Source organism: Arthrobacter sp. P1_A5, assembly GCF_056406825.1.
In genome coordinates this window covers 1-3,788 of record NZ_JBFTZL010000265.1, presented here as the reverse complement: position 1 = coordinate 3,788, position 3,788 = coordinate 1, and the positions used below count along the sequence as shown (strand labels likewise).

Here is a 3,788-nt window from a genome sequence, read left to right as displayed (position 1 = left end):
CCCCAGTACCCCGGCGCACCCGACGCTGAACCGCCCGAACATGGTTTCTGTTGGAACCGTTGTGTGGCTGTCCAGTGAGTTGATGTTCTTCGCCGGTCTCTTCGCCATGTACTTCACACTCCGTTCGACTTCCGGACTGATGTGGGCCGAAGAGACAGCCAAGCTCAACTTCCCGTTTGCGCTCGTTAACACGATCGTCCTTGTGGCAAGTTCCTTTACTTGCCAGATGGGCGTCTTCGCTGCCGAGCGGCTCCAGCCGCGCCGAACCGGCGGACGCTTCAGCTTCACCCAGTGGGGGATGAACGGATGGTTCATCCTGACGTTCCTCATGGGTTCCTTCTTCGTCGCCGGCCAGGCGACCGAGTACGCCATGCTTGTTTCCGAGCATGTCTCGCTGTCCTCCAACGCCTACGGTTCGGCCTTCTACATAACGACGGGCTTCCACGGCCTGCACGTCATCGGCGGTCTGATTGCCTTCCTGCTCATCATGGGCCGCTCCTTCGCCGCGAAGAAGTTCGGACACTTTGAGGCAACTTCAGCGATCGTCACCTCGTACTACTGGCACTTCGTGGACGTCGTCTGGATTGGCCTCTTCCTGGTCATCTACGTCCTCAAGTAGTCAGACTTGACTCTTTTTCTACAAGAGGCAGAATTTCAAGAAGCGGCTCCCGGAGCCACCGCAGGATCGAATAAAGGAACCACCACGTGAAGGCACTCTCGCAGAAGCGACGTCACCCACTGGCAGCAATTGCACTGCTGCTGATGGGCCTCTTGGTCACGGGTGGGCTGTACGCCGTTGCCACCACCGTCAACCAGGCCAAGGCCGACACCACCACCTATAGCGCAAGCGACGTAGAGGAAGGCGGCAAGCTCTTTGCCGCCAACTGCGCCACCTGCCACGGCATGGGTGCCAGCGGTTCGCAGGCCGGGCCGTCCCTTGTGGGCGTCGGCGCCGCCGCTGTTGACTTCCAGGTCGGCACCGGCCGCATGCCCATGCAGATGAACGGCCCGCAGGCCTACAAGAAGCCCGCCCAGTTCAACGAGGAACAGACCAAGCAGCTGGCTGCTTATGTTGCCTCCCTCGGCCCCGGCCMGGCCATCCCCGAGGCAGGCGTGCTCGATGAGAAGGGCGACGCCGCCAACGGTGGAGAGCTGTTCCGCACCAACTGCGCCATGTGCCACAACGCCGCCGCTGCAGGCGGCGCACTGACCCGGGGCAAGTTTGCCCCTGCCCTCGCGGGTGTCTCCGGGCAGCACATCTACGAAGCAATGGTCACCGGCCCCCAGAACATGCCGGTTTTCAGTGACGCGAACATCTCCCCCGAGGGAAAGCGCGACATCATCACCTACCTGAAGCAGATTGAGGCCAACGGTTCACCCGGCGGCGCCGATCTTGGTGCTTTGGGACCGGTCTCCGAAGGTCTCTTTGTCTGGATCGCCGGGCTGGGCGTCATCATCGCGTTCACCATTTGGCTGACTTCCCGCACTTCATAAGCGGACCTTGCACCTGTAAGAATTTTCTGCTGACCCGTCAGCAGTTTGAATTGAAACCTAACTCGGCACTCGCCGAGACGAGAGAAGGATGAGGCGAATTATGGGCAACCATAGTGACGGCGGTCCGAACGACTCGGGCACCGTAGCTACGGCTGGTCAGAATGAGGTGGAGAAGTTCCAGGATCCTGGAATTCCCCCGCACCGTTTGCGCCTGGCTGACACGGACCCGAAGGCCGCAAAAAAGGCAGAACGGCAGGTAGCCCTTCTGTTCGGCATCTCGGTCGTTGGCACCTTGATATTCCTGGTGGCGTATTTCGCGATCGATCTGGGGCAAGACTCGGCGATCGCCACGATCCGCCTCCAGAATGCCCTGCTGGGCATCGGCACCGCTTTCGCGATGCTGGGCATCGGCACCGGTATCGTCCACTGGGCCAAGGCCCTTATGCCGGACCACGAGGTCTCGGAAGAGCGCCACGCGATCCGCACTGAGGAAGACCGCCAGGCTGCCGTGCGCATCGTCGATGACATCGTCGAGGAAACCGGCATTAAGCGCCGGCCACTGATCCGCAACACCCTGCTCGGCGCCGTCGCCCTCGCCCCCCTGCCGGCCCTGGCCATCTTCGGTGACCTCGGCCCCCGGCCGGACGACAAGCTGGCCCACACTCTGTGGGCCCCGGCCCCGGACGGCAGGCTCAAGCGGCTGGCCCGCGACCCGGATGGCACCCCCATCAAGGCCGCGGATGTCACCATGGGCTCCGCGTTCCACGTCATCCCCGAAGGGCTGAACGAGCTGAGCGAAGGAAAGCTGAACGAGAAGGCCAAATCGGTCGTTCTGCTCATGCGCCTGGACCCCGCACTGCTCAACCCCTCCCCCGAGCGCGCAGATTGGGCCTACAACGGAATCGTTGCATACTCCAAGATCTGCACCCACGTTGGCTGCCCTGTTGCCCTGTACGAACAGCAGACCCACCACCTGCTGTGCCCGTGCCACCAGTCAACCTTCGACCTGACCCAGCAGTGCAAGGTTATCTTCGGCCCGGCCAGCCGCCCTCTCCCCCAGCTGCCTATCGCAGTCGACGCTGAGGGCTACCTCGTCGCCACGAGCGACTTCCATGAACCCGTTGGACCGACCTACTGGGAGCGTGAGCAGCATGTCCTCAACAACAACGCCTGATGCCCCTGTCTTCGTCGCCAAAACTACAGGCGGCCGCATCACCGATTTCGTCGACCAGCGTGTTGGCGGCTCCGGAATCCTCCGTGAATTCGGCCGGAAGGTCTTCCCGGACCACTGGTCGTTCATGTTCGGCGAAGTGGCGCTGTACTCCTTCGTCATCCTGCTGCTCTCGGGCACGTTCCTGACGTTCTTCTTCGATCCGTCCATGGCGGAGACGCATTATGCGGGCTCGTACACGCCGCTGAAGAACGTTGAAATGTCGGTGGCCTACAGCTCCTCCCTGAACATCTCCTTCGATGTCCGCGGCGGCTTGTTCATGCGCCAGGTACACCACTGGGCAGCCCTTCTGTTCGTCGCATCTGTCTCCGTACACATGCTCCGCGTGTTCTTCACCGGCGCATTCCGCAAGCCCCGCGAACTGAACTGGGTGGTGGGCAGCGTCCTACTCATCCTCTCCATGGCCGCAGGCTTCACCGGCTACTCGCTCCCCGATGACCTGCTCTCCGGCAACGGCCTGCGCATCATCGACGGCGTCATCAAGTCCATCCCGGTCATCGGCACCTACACCTCGTTCTTCCTATTCGGCGGCGAGTTCCCGGGCACCATGATCATCAGCCGCCTGTACATGCTCCACATCCTCCTGGTTCCCGCGCTCATCCTGCTGATGATCGTGATGCACCTCTTCATGGTGGTTGTGCACAAGCACACGCAGTACCCCGGCCCGGGCCGCAACGACGGCAACGTCGTCGGCTACCCCCTGGGACCGGTTTACGCGGCGAAGGCCGGCGGCTTCTTCTTCATCGTGTTCGGTGTCGTTGCCATCATGGCGGCGTTCTTCACCATCAACCCGATCTGGAACTACGGCCCGTACGACCCCTCCCCGGTTTCTGCAGGCACCCAGCCTGACTGGTACATCGGCTTCGTTGACGGCGCCCTCCGCCTGATGCCGGGCACGATCGGTGACTGGAAGGTCGAGCAGATCTGGTTCGGCCACATGTTCACGTTCAACGTGCTGCTGCCGGCACTCGTCCCGGCGGGCATACTCTTCACGGTCATGTTCGCCTACCCGTGGATTGAACGCTGGATCACCAAGGACAACCGCGAGCACCACGTCCTGGAC

General features: G+C 62.1%; 4 protein-coding genes. All 4 read left to right on the top strand.

Annotated features, from left to right (window positions below; all coding sequences use genetic code 11):
• Positions 1-619, top strand: a 619-nt coding sequence (gene ctaE, locus AC1D1S_RS19980; protein WP_476995303.1) for an aa3-type cytochrome oxidase subunit III, incomplete at its 5' end; no start/stop codon positions are given.
• An 86-nt stretch (positions 620-705) separates the two neighbouring features.
• Positions 706-1,494, top strand: a complete 789-nt coding sequence (gene qcrC / locus AC1D1S_RS19975; protein ID WP_476995302.1) for a cytochrome bc1 complex diheme cytochrome c subunit — start codon at positions 706-708, stop codon at positions 1,492-1,494.
• A 100-nt stretch (positions 1,495-1,594) separates the two neighbouring features.
• The gene (gene qcrA, locus AC1D1S_RS19970) at positions 1,595-2,668 is read left to right on the top strand and encodes a cytochrome bc1 complex Rieske iron-sulfur subunit (protein WP_028276730.1); all 1,074 of its coding nucleotides are present in this window, start codon (positions 1,595-1,597) and stop codon (positions 2,666-2,668) included.
• The coding region (qcrB, locus tag AC1D1S_RS19965) for a cytochrome bc1 complex cytochrome b subunit (RefSeq protein WP_476995301.1) at positions 2,646-3,788 on the top strand (1,143 nt) is incomplete at its 3' end. The genes qcrA and qcrB, both read left to right, overlap by 23 nt.